This window comes from Peribacillus sp. FSL K6-5616 (assembly GCF_038008245.1).
GTDB classification, from domain to species: Bacteria; Bacillota; Bacilli; order Bacillales; family DSM-1321; genus Peribacillus; species Peribacillus frigoritolerans.
This window is the reverse complement of record NZ_JBBOYT010000001.1, coordinates 5,065,001-5,085,265: the sequence shown is the minus strand read 5'-3', so window position 1 is coordinate 5,085,265 and position 20,265 is coordinate 5,065,001. Positions and strand designations below refer to the sequence as shown.

The following is a 20,265-nucleotide window of genomic DNA, read 5'->3' as shown; positions in this document are numbered from 1 at the left end:
CATCTCTGAACAGTCTGTTTGGAGGGAACATACGGCAACATGGGAGCATGTTGCCAAGCATTCTTCTAAAGTACCAAAAAAAGAATCAGAGACTAAAGAAACACACATTTCTTTTATCTCTGATTCTTTAACTTTCCACAAACTATTTTTTCATGATAATATTTCAGGATTAGTGATTTTTCTTAATTTCTTTAAGTAATATTGGTACTTGGGATCGTTCGTATCCGTCCCGATCATATCCCTTTCGCATTCCTCACAGATAAAAGTCGTATATAGATGTATACCCATCCCTTTTACTTGTTCACAAACCGCGCACGTTTCCCCTGCCGTTGTTTTGGTTGTTGTTGTCCCCAACATCTCCACCTCCATACCTGCATTCTCCCCAAAAACCATTGTTCGCATACATTGATTTAAATAGTTTAAGAGAACCCGGGGATGCTTTTAACAATGTATGATGAAGAATTTCAATACGTGTATGTCTTCATAAAAGTTTCCATAATTGATAATCCCTTTATATCCAATGATTTTCCTTTGCATTAAGCAAAAAAGACCAGCCGGATGGCTGATCTTTTTAAATGGCTTGGCGGCGTCCTACTCTCACAGGGGGAAACCCCCAACTACCATCGGCGCTGAAGAGCTTAACTGCCGTGTTCGGAATGGGAACGGGTGTGACCTCTTCGCTATCGCCACCAAACATAAAAGGAACGTTGTTCCTTCAAAACTAGATAATAAGAAGGTATTTCATTTTTTAAAAAGCGTTGGTTAAGTCCTCGATCTATTAGTATCAGTCAGCTCCACATGTCACCATGCTTCCACCTCTGACCTATCAACCTGATCATCTTTCAGGGATCTTACTAGCTTGCGCCATGGGAAATCTCATCTTGAGGGGGGCTTCATGCTTAGATGCTTTCAGCACTTATCCCGTCCGCACGTAGCTACCCAGCTATGCCTTTGGCAAGACAACTGGTACACCAGCGGTGCGTCCATCCCGGTCCTCTCGTACTAAGGACAGCTCCTCTCAAATTTCCTGCGCCCGCGACGGATAGGGACCGAACTGTCTCACGACGTTCTGAACCCAGCTCGCGTACCGCTTTAATGGGCGAACAGCCCAACCCTTGGGACCGACTACAGCCCCAGGATGCGATGAGCCGACATCGAGGTGCCAAACCTCCCCGTCGATGTGGACTCTTGGGGGAGATAAGCCTGTTATCCCCGGGGTAGCTTTTATCCGTTGAGCGATGGCCCTTCCATGCGGAACCACCGGATCACTAAGCCCGACTTTCGTCCCTGCTCGACTTGTAGGTCTCGCAGTCAAGCTCCCTTGTGCCTTTACACTCTACGAATGATTTCCAACCATTCTGAGGGAACCTTTGGGCGCCTCCGTTACTCTTTAGGAGGCGACCGCCCCAGTCAAACTGCCCACCTGACACTGTCTCCCACCCCGATAAGGGGCGCGGGTTAGAATTTCAATACAGCCAGGGTAGTATCCCACCAACGCCTCCACCGAAGCTGGCGCTCCGGCTTCTCAGGCTCCTACCTATCCTGTACAAGCTGTACCAAAATTCAATATCAGGCTGCAGTAAAGCTCCACGGGGTCTTTCCGTCCTGTCGCGGGTAACCTGCATCTTCACAGGTACTATAATTTCACCGAGTCTCTCGTTGAGACAGTGCCCAGATCGTTACACCTTTCGTGCGGGTCGGAACTTACCCGACAAGGAATTTCGCTACCTTAGGACCGTTATAGTTACGGCCGCCGTTTACTGGGGCTTCGGTTCAAAGCTTCGCTTGCGCTAACCTCTCCCCTTAACCTTCCAGCACCGGGCAGGTGTCAGCCCCTATACTTCGCCTTGCGGCTTCGCAGAGACCTGTGTTTTTGCTAAACAGTCGCCTGGGCCTATTCACTGCGGCTTTTCTGGGCTATTCACCCTAAAAAGCACCCCTTCTCCCGAAGTTACGGGGTCATTTTGCCGAGTTCCTTAACGAGAGTTCTCTCGCACACCTTAGGATTCTCTCCTCGCCTACCTGTGTCGGTTTGCGGTACGGGCACCTTACATCTCACTAGAGGCTTTTCTTGGCAGCGTGGAATCAGGAACTTCGGTACTATATTTCCCTCGCCATCACAGCTCCGCCTTAATGGAAACGGGATTTGCCTCGTTTCCGGCCTAACTGCTTGGACGCGCATATCCAACAGCGCGCTTACCCTATCCTTCTGCGTCCCCCCATCGTTCAAACGATGTATAGGTGGTACAGGAATATCAACCTGTTGTCCATCGCCTACGCCTTTCGGCCTCGGCTTAGGTCCCGACTAACCCTGAGCGGACGAGCCTTCCTCAGGAAACCTTAGGCATTCGGTGGAAGGGATTCTCACCCTTCTTTCGCTACTCATACCGGCATTCTCACTTCTAAGCGCTCCACCAGTCCTTCCGGTCTGACTTCAACGCCCTTAGAACGCTCTCCTACCATCGACACCATACGGTGTCAATCCACAGCTTCGGTGATACGTTTAGCCCCGGTACATTTTCGGCGCGGAGTCACTCGACCAGTGAGCTATTACGCACTCTTTAAATGGTGGCTGCTTCTAAGCCAACATCCTGGTTGTCTAAGCAACTCCACATCCTTTTCCACTTAACGTATACTTTGGGACCTTAGCTGGTGGTCTGGGCTGTTTCCCTTTCGACTACGGATCTTATCACTCGCAGTCTGACTCCCAAGAATAAGTATTTGGCATTCGGAGTTTGACTGAATTCGGTAACCCGTTGGGGGCCCCTAGTCCAATCAGTGCTCTACCTCCAATACTCTCATCTTGAGGCTAGCCCTAAAGCTATTTCGGAGAGAACCAGCTATCTCCAGGTTCGATTGGAATTTCTCCGCTACCCACACCTCATCCCCGCACTTTTCAACGTGCGTGGGTTCGGGCCTCCATTCAGTGTTACCTGAACTTCACCCTGGACATGGGTAGATCACCTGGTTTCGGGTCTACGACCTCATACTCATTCGCCCTATTCAGACTCGCTTTCGCTGCGGCTCCGTCTCATCAACTTAACCTCGCATGAAATCGTAACTCGCCGGTTCATTCTACAAAAGGCACGCCATTACCCATTAACGGGCTTTGACTACTTGTAGGCACACGGTTTCAGGATCTATTTCACTCCCCTTCCGGGGTGCTTTTCACCTTTCCCTCACGGTACTGGTTCACTATCGGTCACTAGGGAGTATTTAGCCTTGGGAGATGGTCCTCCCTGCTTCCGACGGGATTTCTCGTGTCCCGCCGTACTCAGGATCCACTCAGGAGGGAACGAAGTTTCAACTACAGGGTTTTTACCTTCTTCGACGGACCTTTCCAGGTCGCTTCATTTACCCCGTTCCTTTGTAACTCCATGTTGAGTGTCCTACAACCCCAAGAGGCAAGCCTCTTGGTTTGGGCTAATTCCGTTTCGCTCGCCGCTACTCAGGAAATCGCGTTTGCTTTCTCTTCCTCCGGGTACTTAGATGTTTCAGTTCCCCGGGTCTGCCTTCAGTACCCTATGTATTCAGGTAAAGATACTGTTCCATTACGAACAGTGGGTTTCCCCATTCGGAAATCTCCGGATCAAAGCTTACTTACAGCTCCCCGAAGCATATCGGTGTTAGTCCCGTCCTTCATCGGCTCCTAGTGCCAAGGCATCCACCGTGCGCCCTTTCTAACTTAACCGTTAAAAAAGATCTTACAGATGCTTTGAAAAAAATTAATTGCCTTCTATCTATTATCTAGTTTTCAAGGAACAAGCTGTCCCAATCACAACGTGATTGTTTCATTGGTGGAGCCTAGCGGGATCGAACCGCTGACCTCCTGCGTGCAAGGCAGGCGCTCTCCCAGCTGAGCTAAGGCCCCGTATCGGGAAATGGAATGGTGGGCCTAAATGGACTCGAACCATCGACCTCACGCTTATCAGGCGTGCGCTCTAACCAGCTGAGCTATAGGCCCATTCACATAAATAATAAGCTTCTGCTTCCCAAGCTTATCGCGGGATTGCTATTTAATTGAATGAATCACTCATTCAAAACTGAACAAAACAAAAGCGCCTCGTAATTATCCTTAGAAAGGAGGTGATCCAGCCGCACCTTCCGATACGGCTACCTTGTTACGACTTCACCCCAATCATCTGTCCCACCTTAGGCGGCTGGCTCCATGAAGGTTACCTCACCGACTTCGGGTGTTACAAACTCTCGTGGTGTGACGGGCGGTGTGTACAAGGCCCGGGAACGTATTCACCGCGGCATGCTGATCCGCGATTACTAGCGATTCCGGCTTCATGCAGGCGAGTTGCAGCCTGCAATCCGAACTGAGAATGGCTTTATGGGATTCGCTTACCTTCGCAGGTTTGCAGCCCTTTGTACCATCCATTGTAGCACGTGTGTAGCCCAGGTCATAAGGGGCATGATGATTTGACGTCATCCCCACCTTCCTCCGGTTTGTCACCGGCAGTCACCTTAGAGTGCCCAACTGAATGCTGGCAACTAAGATCAAGGGTTGCGCTCGTTGCGGGACTTAACCCAACATCTCACGACACGAGCTGACGACAACCATGCACCACCTGTCACTCTGTCCCCCGAAGGGGAAAGCCCTATCTCTAGGGTTGTCAGAGGATGTCAAGACCTGGTAAGGTTCTTCGCGTTGCTTCGAATTAAACCACATGCTCCACCGCTTGTGCGGGCCCCCGTCAATTCCTTTGAGTTTCAGCCTTGCGGCCGTACTCCCCAGGCGGAGTGCTTAATGCGTTAGCTGCAGCACTAAAGGGCGGAAACCCTCTAACACTTAGCACTCATCGTTTACGGCGTGGACTACCAGGGTATCTAATCCTGTTTGCTCCCCACGCTTTCGCGCCTCAGTGTCAGTTACAGACCAGAAAGTCGCCTTCGCCACTGGTGTTCCTCCAAATCTCTACGCATTTCACCGCTACACTTGGAATTCCACTTTCCTCTTCTGCACTCAAGTTCCCCAGTTTCCAATGACCCTCCACGGTTGAGCCGTGGGCTTTCACATCAGACTTAAGGAACCACCTGCGCGCGCTTTACGCCCAATAATTCCGGACAACGCTTGCCACCTACGTATTACCGCGGCTGCTGGCACGTAGTTAGCCGTGGCTTTCTGGTTAGGTACCGTCAAGGTACCAGCAGTTACTCTGGTACTTGTTCTTCCCTAACAACAGAACTTTACGACCCGAAGGCCTTCTTCGTTCACGCGGCGTTGCTCCGTCAGACTTTCGTCCATTGCGGAAGATTCCCTACTGCTGCCTCCCGTAGGAGTCTGGGCCGTGTCTCAGTCCCAGTGTGGCCGATCACCCTCTCAGGTCGGCTACGCATCGTCGCCTTGGTGAGCCATTACCTCACCAACTAGCTAATGCGCCGCGGGCCCATCTATAAGTGACAGCGTAAACCGTCTTTCCATCTTCTCTCATGCGAGAAAAGAACGTATCCGGTATTAGCTCCGGTTTCCCGAAGTTATCCCAGTCTTATAGGCAGGTTGCCCACGTGTTACTCACCCGTCCGCCGCTAATCTCAGGGAGCAAGCTCCCATCGATTCGCTCGACTTGCATGTATTAGGCACGCCGCCAGCGTTCGTCCTGAGCCAGGATCAAACTCTCCGAAGAAATGTTTGACTTGCTCATTTGCTTTTTTGATAGTGTGTGCTCACTTAAAATTTAACGTTGGCGCTTTGTTCTGTTCAGTTTTCAAAGAGCGATTTTTCGTCGTTACTTCGTAAGCGACTTTATTATCTTATCATTTACCAAACCTGATGTCAACAACTTTTTTTCATATTGTTTTTCGGTTAAGCAATGTATGATGTCGTTATTGGCGACTCCTAATATATTATCAGGTTGATCAGTAATCGTCAATGGTTAAATTAGTTTTTTTCAAAAAAAACAATAGCATGATAAAAACCCCAAGGAGATATCCATGAGGTTTTCATAAGATGACTTCGACGCACTATCCTTTAAATGATCCAATAACCAATGGCCGCCAATGCGGCAACTCCCGGTATTCCAAGCAAGCCGGCGACTGCCGAGGTAACAGGGTTGATGGGGACATGAATGCCCGCCTGATTCCCAAGTGTATTCAAAAAGAACAAAAATGCTGCACCGATAATGACCTTTATAATGCCCTGCCCTATAAACCGGACAGGTCTTAATGGCGCCCCGATAATGAGGAGCATTAAAATCAAGCCGCCAACTATGGCAACAAAGACAACTGGTTCCAAACTCATTCCTCCCCGCAAGCTTGTACTAAACTTATATGAAGGAAACGCTGGATTAAGAACCGAAAAAAATGGCCATGAGGATCAAACAATCCTTCACAGCCATTTCCTTATCATCTTTTTAAGCGAACATTCCTTCTTTTGACTTCCCTGAATAAGTAGAAATATTTCACTTCCGCCAGTCTCGTTTGGGCGATTACTTCCTCAGATGGATCAACGCTTTTTTCAAGTAATGATTTTTGATTATGCCAATTCCATTTCAATTGTTCAAGCTCTTCGATTAATGAATCATTGAATTCATTCCGAAGTTTCTTTTTTTTACGAAAGAACAAGTGAAGTCCTCCCAGCTATCTTATATTTCTCTTCTTCCTTCTATTGCTTTTGATAGCGTCACTTCATCCGCATACTCCAAATCTCCGCCAACAGGAAGTCCGTGGGCAATTCGGGTCACTTTGATGCCTGATGGTCTAAGCAACCGGGAAATATACATGGCTGTCGCTTCACCTTCAATATTAGGATTAGTAGCCAAAATTACCTCCAGCACTGTTTCATCTTGCAGGCGCTTTAATAAATCAGGAATATTTATATCTTCAGGACCAATTCCGTCCATCGGGGAAATACTGCCATGCAGTACATGGTATAAACCATTGAACTCTCTCATCTTTTCCATAGCTATAACATCTTTCGGGTCCTGTACCACACAGATCAAACTTCTGTCCCTCTTTTGATCTTCGCAAATATAGCAGGGATCTTGATCTGTAATATGACCACAGACTGAGCAATACATAAGATTCCGCTTAGCATTAACAAGTGCTTTTGCAAAATCCAAAACAGTATCTTCCTTCATGCTTAATACATGAAAGGCTAATCGAGCAGCCGTTTTAGGACCAATCCCCGGCAATTTCATAAAACTGTCAATGAGCTTGGAAATTGGTTCTGGATAATGCATCGAATTCCTCCTAAAAATTTCAAAAGAAACCCCCTGAAAGGAAGTTTCTTTTGAACTTGCTTAAAACATACCCGGAAGGTTCATTCCCTTAGTGAATTGTCCCATCGTTTGGTTTGTCATTTCTTCCGCCTTTTTCAAAGCATCGTTAGTAGCAGCCAACACTAAATCCTGAAGCATATCGATATCATCCGGATCGACAACTTCCGGTTTGATGACTACATCGACTATTTCCTTATGTCCAGTCACGATGACCGTTACCATTCCGCCGCCGGCAGTTCCTTCAACCCTTTTTTCACCTAATTCTTCTTGTGCCTCTGCCATCTTCTTTTGCATCTTTTGCATTTGTTTCATCATATTCTGCATATTACCGCCGCGCATACCCATTTTCCTTACCTCCAATTATTCTTTAATTTCAAGTAAATCATCGCCGACTAATTTTCTAGCCTCTGCTATAAAGGGGTCTTCTTCTTTTGATTCCGTTTCTTCTGGACCGTCGAACTGCTGTGTTGAGATGAAATCCTCCCGCAACCTTTGCCACTGGCTTTCCGGAACTCCAGCTATCTCCATTCGGTGTCCGGTCAATTGCTGCATGATCGAGGCTATCACTTCCACGAAACGGTTATTTTCCATTGCCATTTGACAATGAATATCATATTTGAATTTTACCACAAAAGCTTCAGTTGACGCAGCAACAGGTTCCGCCTCCGTTAATAAAGCTGCCAATGACTTTTGGTTTTGCTGACCTAACTGTTCAAGCACTTCCCCCCACTTACTTTTCACAGCATTAAGACCTGGCTTTGTAGCTTGTTTCAAAACTTGATTGATCTTTCCGGCAGGTGCTTTATATGACTTTTTAACGGCCCTTTGCGCCTTAGCCTGCTCTGCAGGTTTTTCTGCCATGGCTGCCGGAATGCCGTTTTTCTGCATTTCGAGTAATTTCTTCTCTAAATCTTCTATTTTCTGCTGCAGCTGTTGAAGCTGCCCGTTATCCATTTGATTTGGCCTTTGCTCATTACATAACTTCACAAGTGCCACCTCAAGGAAAATCCTTGGATGATTTGTCCATTTCATATCCTGCTGTGTTTGATTGAAGCTTTCAATTATGGAGTAAATCGATTCAGAAGAAATCACTTCTGCCAATTCCTTGAATTGGGGATCTATCAAAACACGCTCGAAGGATTCTGCCAGTGCCGGTGCCGTTTGAAACAACAGCATGTCACGGAAGTAATAAATCATGTCTTCTATGAACCTAGCCGGGTCTTTTCCCATGGCCAGCAATTCTTCAAGGACTTCAAGTGCCACCGCTACTTCTTTATCATATATAGCTTTTGCCAGCCGGCTTAAAAACGCTTGCGAAACAGATCCGGTGACAGTCAATGCATCTTCCACTGAAACTGTCTCCGAACTGAAGGATATCGCTTGATCAAGAAGGCTTAGTGCATCCCGCATCCCGCCTTCGGCTGCCCTCGCAATGATATGCAGGGCTTGTTCATCACAAGAAACACCAGTTTCTGCAATGATTTGTGACATCCGGCCAACTATATCTTGAGGCTGGATCCGTTTAAAATCAAACCTTTGGCAACGGGAAATGATCGTTAGTGGAATCTTATGGGGCTCAGTCGTCGCCAATATGAAAATCACATGCTTCGGAGGTTCTTCCAATGTCTTTAAAAGCGCATTGAACGCCCCTTGTGAAAGCATATGTACCTCATCAATGATGTAAACTTTATATGTAACCGCGTTAGGTGCATATTTGACCTTATCACGAATGTCACGGATTTCCTCGACACCATTATTGGATGCTGCATCAATTTCTATAACATCTGATATGGAGCCATCGGTGATTCCGCGGCAGGTAGCACATTCGTTACAGGGCTCACTTGTCGGGGCATGCTCACAATTCACTGCTTTTGCTAAAATTTTGGCAGCACTTGTTTTCCCTGTTCCACGTGGACCGGAAAATAAATAGGCATGTGAAACCTTTTGCCCGACCAAAGCATTCTGCAACGTTTTCGTCACATGTTCCTGCCCGACTACATCAATGAATTGTTGCGGCCGCCATACCCGATATAATGCTTGATACCCCACGGAAATCCCTCCTTCTTTTCTCCATCTTGTTTATTATACATTACTGATTTCCTTAATATCAAAGTCTAAAATGAAATTTCATCATTGCCTCATTTTTTTCAAAAACACCAAGCACTTTACCTTCTTGGCATAAAAAAAAACCCACCCGATACGAATGAGTTTTTTGTTTATGTAAAATAACTGCCGTGCACCTTCTGTCGATTAGCAACCATAAGCGTTACTTAAGCAGTTAGCTCGGCCCAGGCAACCCTGCGGCACATGAGAACTTCCACTTAATGCTGCTTCCTTCCGGACCTGACATGGTTCATGGAGTCCCATTGCGCAGGACCCGGGCGTCAACACCACTTACTTAAGGCAGGCCCTACAGAATGCTAACCTCGAGAAGGGATTCAACCTCGCTAGAGCGGATTGCGAGTACAGGGCACCGCTACCTCCCCGTCTAGCACGGCAAAAGTAATACCAATTTCATAGCGTCATGTCGACGCATAATTCATTATACTAAGGTAACAAAAAAAACGCAAGTGTTGTTCTTGGACAGTTCAATTCCAAATTTACCAAATGAAGCAAAGATTCATCTTCAACATTCGTTTTTCACTTATTATTTTCTTCAACAAGCTTGAGTGCCTGCTCTCTTTTCAACATTTTCTTTCTATCCCTTAGCTCTTTAAAAAAAGAAGTCAAAATCCAGCCGCACTCTTCCCCCAATACACCACTGGTTACATCACATTGATGGTTAAAGCGTTCATCTCGAAGTAAATCCATGAATGTGCCTGCACAGCCAGCCTTTGGATCATGCGCTCCAAAAACGACCCTTTTCACCCTTGATTGCAAGATGGCACCGGCACACATCGGGCAAGGTTCCAGCGTTACATATAATGTCGCATCTTCAAGACGCCAACTGCCAGTAGCACGGCAAGCCTCATTGATTGCAAGGAGCTCCGCGTGTGCCGTCGCATTCTGTTCCGTTTCCCTCAGGTTATGCCCCGTCGAAATAACTTGATCATCTATTACGATTAAAGCGCCAATCGGCACTTCATTCAATTGCCGCGCCTTTTTTGCTTCCTCTAAGGCTAAATTCATGTAATGAACATCATCCTTCAAAAAAAAACCCCCTCATATTAAATAGGAGTAAACAGACAAATATAAGACAAAATAAAGGTCATACTACTTGTTCTAATGAATAGTAACGCATGCGGCATATGTGCTGCAAGTAAATTCTCACAATACAGGAGGATATACCATGAATCGACCTGAATCGCCTTCTTTTGCATTGCTTATCATTGATATGATCAATGACTTTGACTTCAAATACGGGAATATGCTCCTTGCACATACGAAACTTATCGTCAATCCGATCTTGAAATTAAAGAAGCAAATGAAAGAAAAAGGTTTTCCAATCATTTATATCAATGATCATTATGATTTATGGCAGGCTGACTTCGATAAAATCATTGATATATGTAAAAATGAAGGTAATGCCTCATTAATCGAAAGAATAAAACCTCAACAGGACGAGTTTTTTCTCATCAAGCCGAAGCATTCCGCATTTTATGGGACGGCACTCAATACACTGCTTAAACGATTAAACGTGGATACCCTGATCATTACTGGCATAGCTGGCAACATCTGCGTGCTATTCACGGCCAATGATGCCTATATGCGGGAATATAAATTATGGATTCCGAAGGATTGCATAGCTTCTGCATCAAAGGAAGATAATCATTACGCATTAAAAATGATGAACCATGTTCTCAAGGCATCCATAAAACAAGGTGAAGACATGTAAGCATTCAATCGAACAAGGCATTAATCTACATACCTCCCCAATTAACACTCTTTCATTCTCTTTCTTTATCAACCTGACAAAAATGTCACTAAAGTCCCAAGTCTGTGATACAATATCTCTTGGCGAAAATCCTATGACCGGGAATTTTAGCTTGATACCTCATGAAGGAGGACAGATTGGATGAAATCCACCCCATTTATCACTGTCGAAGGTCCAATCGGCGTGGGAAAAACATCACTTGCAAAAGTTATCGCAGATCATTTTCAAATTTCATTATTAAGGGAAATTGTCGATGAAAATCCATTTCTCGGGAAATTCTATAAAGATATTGATGAGTGGAGCTTTCAAACAGAAATGTTTTTTCTATGTAACCGTTATAAACAGTTGGATGATATCGAAAAAAAGTATCTTACTAATGACCAAGCCGTAGTGGCTGATTATCATATATTCAAGAACTTGATATTTGCTGAAAGAACGTTAAAGAACGAACAATACAATAAGTATCTTGAGATATTCAATATTTTAACACGGGATATGCCTGAACCTAATATGGTGATTTATTTAAACGCAAGCCTTGATACTCTTCTCTCCCGAATCGGTAAAAGAGGTCGTGAAATCGAAGAAAATATATCCTCCATTTATTTAGAGCAGTTATCCGCGGATTATCGAACATTCATGGAAACATTCGAGAAACAGCACCCTGACATCCCTGTTCTTACATTCAACGGAGATGAGCTGGATTTTGTCGGGAACAAGGATGATTTGAAAACGATAATAAGCCAAATAGAGAATGCCCTGCACAAAGGAGTAACGTCAAATGAACTTACGAAAGAAATATAATATTCCAAACAACGCCGTCATTACGATAGCAGGGACGGTTGGCGTAGGAAAATCGACCATGACCAATGCGTTAGCTGATGCCCTTCAATTCAGGACATCATTTGAGAAGGTTGATACGAACCCCTACCTGGATAAGTTTTACGATGATTTTAATCGTTGGAGTTTCCACCTGCAAATCTATTTCCTCGCTGAACGATTTAAAGAGCAAAAAAAAATCTTTGAATACGGCGGCGGTTTTATCCAAGACCGTTCCATTTATGAAGACACCGGGATATTTGCAAAAATGCATTATGAAAAAGGCACGATGAATGAGGTGGACTACGAAACGTATACAAGCCTTTTCAATGCCATGGTAATGACGCCATACTTCCCGCACCCTGATTTACTTATCTATCTTGAAGGTTCGCTCGATGATATCCTCAACCGGATCCAAGAGCGCGGCCGTCCAATGGAACAGCATACCCCAATTGAATATTGGCAGGAAATGCACGGCCGTTACGAAGAATGGATCGATCAATTCAACGCCTGCCCTGTCCTTCGATTAAATATAAACGAATATGATCTTATGCAGGATGAAGCAAGTATCGAACCTCTTATAAAACGGATTGCCGAATATATGGAGCAAACCAAGTTGTTGCGAAATGTGTAAAACAGAAAAACCACCGGTTATCCGGTGGTTTTTTAATATATTAGAAAACAAAAATTCCGTTACATAACTGTAACGGAATTCATCGATATCCAATTTATGCGCTGTGGTTATTAATAAGTTATGGAGGAGGTAGAGGGATTCGAACCCCCGCGGGATTTGACTCCCCTGTCGGTTTTCAAGACCGATCCCTTCAGCCGGACTTGGGTATACCTCCGTATCAACATTTATTATATTACATGGAATCAAAATCAAAGTCAAGCCCTCTATAAAGTTTTTTTAAAATAATTTTCAAACTTTGATAAAAAGGGGAATCAGCCTCTTTAACCAGAAGCTGATTCCCTTTGACTTACGGTTTAATGACTTCCGCACCGCGCATATATGGACGTAATACTTCAGGAATGATAACACTGCCATCTTCCTGCTGGTAATTCTCCAAAAGGGCAGCGACTGTACGGCCGATTGCCAAGCCTGATCCATTTAGGGTATGGACGTGTTCCGGTTTGCCTTTTGCATCACGCCTGAAGCGAATATTGGCCCGTCTAGCCTGGAATGCTTCAAAGTTACTGCAAGAAGAAATTTCGCGGTACGTTCCATAGCTCGGGATCCAAACCTCGATATCATACTTTTTAGCAGCTGTGAAACCAAGATCTCCCGTACACATGCTTAGCACTCGGTATGGAAGACCCAGCAATTGGAGGACCTTTTCGGCATGACCTGTGAGGTTTTCCAACTCTGCATAAGAATCTTCCGGCTTCACGAACTTCACTAGTTCAACTTTATTGAACTGGTGCTGACGAATTAGCCCGCGCGTATCACGACCCGCAGATCCTGCCTCTGAACGGAATGAAGCACTGTATGCCGCATAGCTTATCGGCAGATCGTCCGTGCTCATGATTTCATCACGATGGAAATTTGTCACCGGCACTTCAGCTGTAGGAATCAAGAAGTAATCATCACTTTCAATACGGAAAGCATCCTCTTCGAATTTTGGCAATTGACCTGTCCCGGTCATGCTTGCACGGTTCACCATATATGGTGGCAGCATTTCTTCATATCCGTGTTCCTCAACATGAAGGTCTAACATAAAGCTAATTAGTGCACGCTCTAATCGAGCACCAAGACCCCGATAAAATACAAATCGGCTTCCGGTCACTTTTGCTGCCCGTTCAAAATCCAGGATGCCTAGATCTCCAGCTACATCCCAGTGTGGTTTCGGTTCAAACTTGAATTCAGGTAACTCCCCCCATTTACGGATTTCGACATTATCGTCTTCCGTCTCACCAACAGGCACGCTTTCATGCGGTATATTAGGAATGGAAAGAAGTAATATTTCTAATTGTGCTTCCACTTCACGAAGCTCATCATCGAAACCTTTTATACGGTCACCGACTTCACGCATTTCCGCAATCAACTGATCTGCATCTTTTTTCTCCCGTTTCAATATGGCCACTTGCTGTGAAACTTCATTTCTTTGGCTTTTCAACTTTTCCGTTTCAGCAATCAAGGTCCGGCGCTTTACATCCAGTTCCTCGAATTTTCCTAAATCGGTTAAATCTTCCCCTCTGAATTGCAATACACGCTTCACTTCTTCAAAATTATTTCTTACATATTTCAAATCCAACATTTCAATTCCTCCTTAATGTTTTTGATGATTTATCAAAGAACGCAAAAAACTCCCGTCCCCTGAAGAAGGGACGAGAGTTAACCCGCGTTGCCACCCTAGTTGAAGGCCTATGAAAAACGCCTACCACTTATCACGATAACGGCTTTTAACCGAAAGTATTTACTGACCCAAAAGGCTTTCCATACTCTGCTCCAGGAGGGATTCACAAAACTCTCACACCGATTTCCACCAGCCACCGGCTCTCTATAGAAAGAAATACTTGTTACTATTTCCTGTCATTGCTTTCTTATATAATCAGATTGTTTTCCATAATGTACTATAATTTTATACATTACGCAACCGTTTTATACACGAAACTTAAAACCAGCCTTTAACAGTGGAAGCTACACTGCTCCAAACGTCTCCAAAGAATCCGCCAACCGCCCGCATTGATAATACGAACCAGTTTGCCTTTTCAACAGATTCAGCAGCTACGACGTTAACCTTAACTGGATCTCCGTTGATGTACCCGTAATCTTCTCCTTTTTTAGGAGTGACTGTGATGTAGCCTAGCTTTTCACCTTTTTTGATTGGTGCAGTCAGCTTACCATCTTCATTCAATTTGTTTTTATCAATCACTAAATCAGTTTTATAGTTGTCTTTCCCACCATTTTCAACAAGTAGCTCGATTGCTTTTTCAGATTGGATCTTAACGTCTTTTTCCTTGCCTTTCACTACTGAAAGTGTTTCTTTCCCTTTCACCTGGTAGTTGGCTGGAAGGACTTTTTCCTTTTTAAATGTTGCATAAGCATAGTTCATAAGCTTAGTGCTATCTGCAAAACGTTCGTTTTTATTAGTGGACTTCATGACCACCGTGATATAGCGCTGACCGTCCTGGATAACCGTCCCTGTATGGCCATAACCAGCAAAGTCGGTAGATCCCGTCTTTAGTCCATCTACGCCTTTATATTCAAAAATCAGGCCAGGCAGCATCCAGTTGAAGTTCGGATATTCTTTTCCATCACGGAACTTCAATTTAGGAATGCTGGCGATTTTTAAAACTTCCGGATAATCATTTATTAAACGATAAGCAAGAAGTGCAGTATCTTTTGCTGTCATGATATTTTCATCATCTTCATCACCTGAAGGATATTGCCCTAATAAATCGGAGTTATTCAAACCGCTGGCGTTAACGAATTTATGATTTTTCAAGCCTAATTCCTTTGCTTTTTCATTCATTAACTTAACGAAGCTCTTTTCACTTCCGGAAACTAGCTGTGCTAAAGCTACTGTTGCCGCATTTCCTGAATAGACGGCCATAGCTTGATATAGTTCCTTAACTGTATAATCTTCACCTTCCGTTAACCCAACATTCGACAAATTGGGTGCTTTTGAAAGGTCATGTACATATTTATTTATTTTTACTTTTTGATCCCAACTGATTTTCCCATTTTCAATTGACTCCATTATGATGTACTCGGTCATCATTTTAGACATGGATGCAATCCCTAATACTTTATCGGCATTTTTTTCATACACGATTTGTCCTGTTTCACCATCGATTATGATGGCTGCCTCTGCCTTTAAACCTAAATTATCAGATTCAGCAACAGCTTCCCCCGGTTGATAGGCAAATTGCGACATAACAAGAACAAAAACAAAAGTGAAAATGAGGGTCTTGCTGATTTTTTTCAATTTCCAATACCTCCAACTTTTAAGCTAATCTCTATAACAAAGAAGAAACTTTATGTAAATCCCTTGACACCTTGTCTAGTTTATCACAGAAAAAATAAAAAAAATAGACAGAGTAATCGCAGACTCTGTCTATTTTAACAATAAATTTTAATGACGATTATATGTTAAATTCATTACATTGAGTAGTTCGGTGCTTCTTTAGTAATTTGGACATCATGAGGATGGCTCTCCCTTAATCCGGCACCGGTCATTTTGACAAATTGAGAGTTTTCTCTCAACTCTTCCAATGTGGCTGTACCGCAATATCCCATACCTGAACGAATGCCGCCAATCAGTTGGAAAATGGTATCTGATAGAGGTCCTTTGTATGGAAGGCGCCCTTCGATGCCTTCTGGAACAAATTTCTTGTTATCTTCCTGGAAGTAACGATCTTTAGATCCTTTTTCCATTGCAGCAACAGATCCCATACCCCGATACACTTTAAAACGGCGACCTTGGAAAATTTCCGTTTCGCCAGGGCTTTCAGTTACACCTGCAAGCATACTACCAAGCATTACTGCATGTCCGCCTGCAGCCAGCGCTTTAACGATATCACCTGAATATTTAATTCCGCCATCAGCGATAATCGTTTTACCATGTTTTCTTGCTTCTGTTGCACAATCGAAGACTGCCGTGATTTGTGGAACACCTACACCGGCTACAACCCTTGTCGTACAGATTGACCCTGGTCCGATTCCCACTTTCACTACATCGGCCCCCGCTTCAATCAATGCTTTCGTCCCTTCAGCCGTTGCCACATTACCGGCAATGATCGTCAATTCAGGATAAGTCGCGCGGATTTCCTTCACCATTTCAAGGACGCCTTCTGAATGACCGTGAGCAGTATCAAGTACAATTGCATCGACATGGGACTTAACAAGCATTTCAACACGCTTCATTGTATCCTTAGTCACTCCGACTGCAGCACCTGCAAGCAATCTCCCTTGCTTATCTTTCGCCGAATTCGGAAACTCAATGACTTTCTCGATATCCTTGATCGTAATAAGTCCTTTAAGAACTCCATTATCGTCTACAAGAGGAAGCTTTTCAATTTTGTACTTTTGAAGAATCTTCTCTGCTTGTTCCAAGTTAGTTCCTACTGGCGCTGTGACGAGATTCTCAACAGTCATGACACTGGAAATCTTCAAGGAAAAATCGGAAATAAATCGCAAATCACGGTTTGTAATGATACCCACAAGTTTTTGATCCTCAATATTGTTGACTACAGGAACACCCGAAATGCGATATTTACCCATTAAATGCTCTGCATCGAATACCTGGTGATCTGGCGTCAAGAAAAATGGATCGGTAATTACACCGCTTTCTGAACGTTTTACTTTATCCACCAGTTCAGCTTGTGCTTCAATGGACATATTTTTATGAATGATACCCAATCCGCCTTGACGAGCCATGGCAATCGCCATCTCTGCTTCTGTCACGGTATCCATTCCTGCACTGATGATAGGAAGGTTGAGCTTTAAGTTTTCAGCTAAGTTGACTTGAAGGTTGACATCTTTCGGCAAAACCTCTGATTTCGCTGGAATTAATAGGACATCATCAAAGGTTAAACCTTCTTTTGCAAATTTATTTTCCCACATTATTTTCCCCTCCTGCTTAAAAATATTATTTGTAGGTTATCAATAGGACATACTACTGTCAAGAAGAGAAATAAATGTTTGATTATTCTATTAATTCGGAGGATAGCTGCAATGCCTGAAAACAATGATAATTTCGATAAATATACACCTTTTTTTTCCGCATCTTCCTCTCAACTTTTTTTACAAAAATGTTACACACAAGAAAAAATAGCAGAAGCGGAAATCAAAAGTTATGATAATTGTTATCCATTTATTTACCATCTTGAACATGCTAAAACTTATTATAATCAGGCAGCCATTGCACCACTTTCCATTCAACCAATCCTGACATTTTATGGATTCGCCCAATTATTAAAGGCTTGTCTGCTCACGATTGATCCTAACTATCCGGAATCAACTTCGATGCTTGCCCATGGGGTAACTACGAGGAAAAAGAAAAAACAGCAATATGAATTTCTGAAGGATGAAGTGAAAACGCAAAAAAATGGACTTTTCACCTGCATCGCCGAGAAATTATTTCATATCAAGCATCTGGAAGGTGAAAAGTTTTCCATGGGTACACTTATGAAAGAAATCCCGGATATGCAAAACTTTACATGGTCCATTTCCAAGAAAAATTTCGTTGCCCTGCTCCCCTCCTCCAATGGTTTTCAATTGCCTTCATCCATATTGGATAGCTATCAAATGTCCAGCAGTCGATTGGAAGAATTTTTGAAAGCTAAAACGAATCAAATTTACAGTATTTCGGAAGCTCCTGGAACACTGCATTTAAAAACAGAGGGTGTTCCTATTCATAATGCCGCATCTCCAATACGGTATAATTTAGAAGAGGGGAAATTCATGCTATCTCTAAATAAAGAATCGTCCGCTTTTTCATTACCTGAGCTTTTGATTCATTATTTGATTTCTTATAACCTTAGCATAATAGCTCGTTATGAAACAGAATGGTGGGCAGAGCTGATGAAAACCATGCCTAATGACGATTACCCTTGCATTGTGCAATTCCTTAAAATAAGCCAAGCTAAGGTGCCATTTTTAATATTTGAATGGATTAAGTCGGAAAGGTTCCACATCTGATCCTTCCAACACCCTATTTGTGAATAAATCTGTCCTGAAACGACAAAAAAAGACCAGCCGGATGGCTGATCTTTTTAAATGGCTTGGCGGCGTCCTACTCTCACAGGGGGAAACCCCCAACTACCATCGGCGCTGAAGAGCTTAACTGCCGTGTTCGGAATGGGAACGGGTGTGACCTCTTCGCTATCGCCACCAAACATAAAAGGAACGTTGTTCCTTCAAAACTAGATAATAAGAAGGTATTTCATTTTTTAAAAAGCGTTGGTTAAGTCCTCGATCTATTAGTATCAGTCAGCTCCACATGTCACCATGCTTCCACCTCTGACCTATCAACCTGATCATCTTTCAGGGATCTTACTAGCTTGCGCCATGGGAAATCTCATCTTGAGGGGGGCTTCATGCTTAGATGCTTTCAGCACTTATCCCGTCCGCACGTAGCTACCCAGCTATGCCTTTGGCAAGACAACTGGTACACCAGCGGTGCGTCCATCCCGGTCCTCTCGTACTAAGGACAGCTCCTCTCAAATTTCCTGCGCCCGCGACGGATAGGGACCGAACTGTCTCACGACGTTCTGAACCCAGCTCGCGTACCGCTTTAATGGGCGAACAGCCCAACCCTTGGGACCGACTACAGCCCCAGGATGCGATGAGCCGACATCGAGGTGCCAAACCTCCCCGTCGATGTGGACTCTTGGGGGAGATAAGCCTGTTATCCCCGGGGTAGCTTTTATCCGTTGAGCGATGGCCCTTCCATGCGGAACCACCGGATCACTAAGCCCGACTTTCGTCCCTGCTCGACTTGTAGGTCTCGCAGTCAAGCTCCCTTGTGCCTTTACACTCTACGAATGATTTCCAACCATTCTGAGGGAACCTTTGGGCGCCTCCGTTACTCTTTAGGAGGCGACCGCCCCAGTCAAACTGCCCACCTGACACTGTCTCCCACCCCGATAAGGGGCGCGGGTTAGAATTTCAATACAGCCAGGGTAGTATCCCACCAACGCCTCCACCGAAGCTGGCGCTCCGGCTTCTCAGGCTCCTACCTATCCTGTACAAGCTGTACCAAAATTCAATATCAGGCTGCAGTAAAGCTCCACGGGGTCTTTCCGTCCTGTCGCGGGTAACCTGCATCTTCACAGGTACTATAATTTCACCGAGTCTCTCGTTGAGACAGTGCCCAGATCGTTACACCTTTCGTGCGGGTCGGAACTTACCCGACAAGGAATTTCGCTACCTTAGGACCGTTATAGTTACGGCCGCCGTTTACTGGGGCTTCGGTTCAAAGCTTCGCTTGCGCTAACCTCTCCCCTTAACCTTCCAGCACCGGGCAGGTGTCAGCCCCTATACTTCGCCTTGCGGCTTCGCAGAGACCTGTGTTTTTGCTAAACAGTCGCCTGGGCCTATTCACTGCGGCTTTTCTGGGCTATTCACCCTAAAAAGCACCCCTTCTCCCGAAGTTACGGGGTCATTTTGCCGAGTTCCTTAACGAGAGTTCTCTCGCACACCTTAGGATTCTCTCCTCGCCTACCTGTGTCGGTTTGCGGTACGGGCACCTTACATCTCACTAGAGGCTTTTCTTGGCAGCGTGGAATCAGGAACTTCGGTACTATATTTCCCTCGCCATCACAGCTCCGCCTTAATGGAAACGGGATTTGCCTCGTTTCCGGCCTAACTGCTTGGACGCGCATATCCAACAGCGCGCTTACCCT

The 20,265-nt window shown here is 44.6% G+C and carries 14 protein-coding genes, 3 tRNA genes, 5 rRNA genes, 1 other RNA gene and 1 other annotated feature (1 of these 24 running past the window's edge); of the genes, 4 read left to right on the top strand and 19 right to left on the bottom strand.

The window, feature by feature from the left end:
- Positions 1-150: 150 nt before the first annotated feature.
- The 13 genes from MHB45_RS24700 to tadA form a co-directional block, all read right to left on the bottom strand.
- Complete coding sequence (locus MHB45_RS24700; protein ID WP_081088802.1) at positions 151-369, bottom strand: sigma factor G inhibitor Gin; 219 nt, start codon at positions 367-369, stop codon at positions 151-153.
- A 209-nt stretch (positions 370-578) separates the two neighbouring features.
- Positions 579-694, bottom strand: a 5S ribosomal RNA gene (rrf, locus tag MHB45_RS24695).
- Between the two features lie 64 nt (positions 695-758).
- Positions 759-3,691 (bottom strand): 23S ribosomal RNA (locus tag MHB45_RS24690).
- 104 nt (positions 3,692-3,795) lie between these two features.
- Positions 3,796-3,871, bottom strand: a tRNA-Ala gene (locus MHB45_RS24685).
- Between the two features lie 16 nt (positions 3,872-3,887).
- Positions 3,888-3,964 (bottom strand) — tRNA-Ile (locus MHB45_RS24680).
- A 115-nt stretch (positions 3,965-4,079) separates the two neighbouring features.
- A 16S ribosomal RNA gene (locus MHB45_RS24675) occupies positions 4,080-5,630 on the bottom strand.
- Together the 16S, 23S and 5S rRNA genes with 2 tRNA genes alongside form the textbook arrangement of a ribosomal RNA operon.
- Before the next feature lie 344 nt (positions 5,631-5,974).
- Positions 5,975-6,244 carry a pro-sigmaK processing inhibitor BofA family protein gene (locus MHB45_RS24670; protein WP_370019689.1) on the bottom strand — a complete coding sequence of 90 codons (270 nt, stop codon included), beginning with the start codon at positions 6,242-6,244 and terminating at the stop codon, positions 5,975-5,977.
- A 104-nt stretch (positions 6,245-6,348) separates the two neighbouring features.
- On the bottom strand, positions 6,349-6,567 hold the full coding sequence (locus tag MHB45_RS24665) for a YaaL family protein (protein ID WP_034316261.1): 219 nt from the start codon (positions 6,565-6,567) through the stop codon (positions 6,349-6,351).
- A 20-nt stretch (positions 6,568-6,587) separates the two neighbouring features.
- Positions 6,588-7,184: a recombination mediator RecR gene (recR, locus tag MHB45_RS24660; protein WP_034316264.1), complete on the bottom strand. Its 597-nt coding sequence runs from the start codon at positions 7,182-7,184 to the stop codon at positions 6,588-6,590.
- 60 nt (positions 7,185-7,244) lie between these two features.
- Complete coding sequence (locus tag MHB45_RS24655) at positions 7,245-7,562, bottom strand: YbaB/EbfC family nucleoid-associated protein (RefSeq protein ID WP_048688709.1); 318 nt, start codon at positions 7,560-7,562, stop codon at positions 7,245-7,247.
- A 21-nt stretch (positions 7,563-7,583) separates the two neighbouring features.
- Positions 7,584-9,272, bottom strand: a complete 1,689-nt coding sequence (gene dnaX / locus MHB45_RS24650) for a DNA polymerase III subunit gamma/tau (protein ID WP_048688689.1) — start codon at positions 9,270-9,272, stop codon at positions 7,584-7,586.
- A 183-nt stretch (positions 9,273-9,455) separates the two neighbouring features.
- Positions 9,456-9,720, bottom strand: an RNA gene (ffs, locus tag MHB45_RS24645) — signal recognition particle sRNA large type.
- 143 nt (positions 9,721-9,863) lie between these two features.
- Entirely contained in the window at positions 9,864-10,373 is a 510-nt protein-coding gene (tadA, locus tag MHB45_RS24640; protein ID WP_260089152.1) for a tRNA adenosine(34) deaminase TadA, read from the bottom strand.
- 139 nt (positions 10,374-10,512) lie between these two features.
- On the opposite strand from tadA, the gene MHB45_RS24635 reads away from it, so the two are divergent.
- The 3 genes from MHB45_RS24635 to MHB45_RS24625 all read left to right on the top strand — a co-directional run bounded on the left by MHB45_RS24635 (position 10,513) and on the right by MHB45_RS24625 (position 12,547).
- A complete protein-coding gene (locus MHB45_RS24635; RefSeq protein ID WP_048688692.1) occupies positions 10,513-11,058 on the top strand; it encodes an isochorismatase family cysteine hydrolase in 546 nt (181 codons plus the stop codon).
- 180 nt (positions 11,059-11,238) lie between these two features.
- A complete protein-coding gene (locus MHB45_RS24630; protein WP_048688695.1) occupies positions 11,239-11,898 on the top strand; it encodes a deoxynucleoside kinase in 660 nt (219 codons plus the stop codon).
- Positions 11,876-12,547 (top strand): deoxynucleoside kinase, encoded by a 672-nt coding sequence (locus MHB45_RS24625; protein ID WP_048688698.1) that lies wholly within the window; start codon positions 11,876-11,878, stop codon positions 12,545-12,547. Before MHB45_RS24630 ends, MHB45_RS24625 begins: the two co-directional genes overlap by 23 nt.
- A 121-nt stretch (positions 12,548-12,668) precedes the next feature.
- On the opposite strand, the gene MHB45_RS24620 is transcribed toward MHB45_RS24625, so the two are convergent.
- The 4 genes from MHB45_RS24620 to guaB form a co-directional block, all read right to left on the bottom strand.
- Positions 12,669-12,761: transfer RNA gene (locus MHB45_RS24620), tRNA-Ser, on the bottom strand.
- A 132-nt stretch (positions 12,762-12,893) separates the two neighbouring features.
- Entirely contained in the window at positions 12,894-14,171 is a 1,278-nt protein-coding gene (gene serS, locus MHB45_RS24615; RefSeq protein ID WP_048688701.1) for a serine--tRNA ligase, read from the bottom strand.
- 63 nt (positions 14,172-14,234) lie between these two features.
- Positions 14,235-14,459, bottom strand: a binding site (T-box leader).
- A 69-nt stretch (positions 14,460-14,528) separates the two neighbouring features.
- Complete coding sequence (locus tag MHB45_RS24610; protein ID WP_081088479.1) at positions 14,529-15,845, bottom strand: D-alanyl-D-alanine carboxypeptidase family protein; 1,317 nt, start codon at positions 15,843-15,845, stop codon at positions 14,529-14,531.
- Positions 15,846-16,018: 173 nt separating this feature from the next.
- Positions 16,019-17,482 (bottom strand): IMP dehydrogenase, encoded by a 1,464-nt coding sequence (guaB, locus tag MHB45_RS24605; protein WP_048688703.1) that lies wholly within the window; start codon positions 17,480-17,482, stop codon positions 16,019-16,021.
- A 111-nt stretch (positions 17,483-17,593) separates the two neighbouring features.
- Between guaB and MHB45_RS24600 the strand changes: the two genes are divergently transcribed.
- The gene (locus MHB45_RS24600; protein ID WP_072272170.1) at positions 17,594-18,559 is read left to right on the top strand and encodes a YaaC family protein; all 966 of its coding nucleotides are present in this window, start codon (positions 17,594-17,596) and stop codon (positions 18,557-18,559) included.
- Between the two features lie 81 nt (positions 18,560-18,640).
- On the opposite strand, the gene rrf (MHB45_RS24595) is transcribed toward MHB45_RS24600, so the two are convergent.
- Together rrf (MHB45_RS24595) and MHB45_RS24590 are read right to left on the bottom strand one after the other, a co-directional pair.
- Positions 18,641-18,756, bottom strand: a 5S ribosomal RNA gene (gene rrf / locus MHB45_RS24595).
- Positions 18,757-18,820: 64 nt separating this feature from the next.
- Positions 18,821-20,265: ribosomal RNA gene (locus tag MHB45_RS24590) — 23S ribosomal RNA — on the bottom strand; it runs 1,488 nt beyond the window's last position.